The 902-nt window shown below is 48.8% G+C and carries 1 pseudogene; it reads left to right on the forward strand.

The features are described 5' to 3' along the window. Positions 1–670 (forward strand): annotated as a pseudogene (locus ACTHUR_RS12565) (Rne/Rng family ribonuclease); the annotation flags it as partial. Positions 671–902: the final 232 nt, after the last annotated feature.

A 902-nucleotide genomic window follows, 5' to 3' on the forward strand; every position in this document is an offset into this window, starting at 1 on the left:
TCAAGGACGTGACCGCAACAACCGTCAGCGCAACAACCGCAACGACCGCCGTTCTAACAGCAAAAAACGCAATATTCCGTCTTCGGCAAAAATCGAGCAATACCTGAACATTACCGATACCGCCGACAAAGTCCTCTTTGCCGTAGCGCATGTTTTAGGTTTGAACGAAAAGGTTGAAGCTGCAAATGCGACATTGTCTTCTGAAAGCGACCAAGCCGAGCCGCTGGTGATTGTGGTATCCGAGCCTGAAGTGACCAACGCAGAGCCATTCGTATTTGCGATTGAAAGCGAAGACGAGCCTGCCGTAGCGCAAACTGAAGGCGCTGATGCCGAACAAGCCCTGCTTGCTTCTGCAGTCAGCAACGTCAAAGAAGCCATTTCTGCGGTATTGTCTCCGAATGCAACGGCTACTGTTGCACCGGTTGAAGCACCAGCCGAAACTGTTGCCACACAAACTGAAACCGTCGCTGAAGCAGCGCCTGTCGCAATCGTTGTACCTGAGAGCTTGGGCGATTTGATCTTCGTTGAAACCGATCCGCAAGCCGTTGCCGCTTTTGCTGCGCAGCCACAACCTGAACCGGTTGCCAAAACACGCCGTTCGGATGTGCCTAAAGTAGAAGTGGAAGACGTAGCAGTCGAAATGATTTTGGTGGAAACACGCAAAGATTAAGATTGGTTTTCCAGTTAAAAGCCCGATGTTGAACGCATCGGGCTTTTTTATTGGCAAGGAGTTATGCTGCTCTTATTTTCTTTGTGTTTACCATGAGCATTGCTTCATGGTTGAAAAAGCAGGATAGATTGCTGAGAAAGGGAAGGCATGGTTTTTTCAATAGGAAGGGCTTAATGAAAATTGGTATGAGAAAAGCCGTCTGAAATGGTTTCAGACGGCCTTGGTTTGTGTG

It is taken from the genome of Neisseria sp. P0021.S007, from assembly GCF_051956855.1.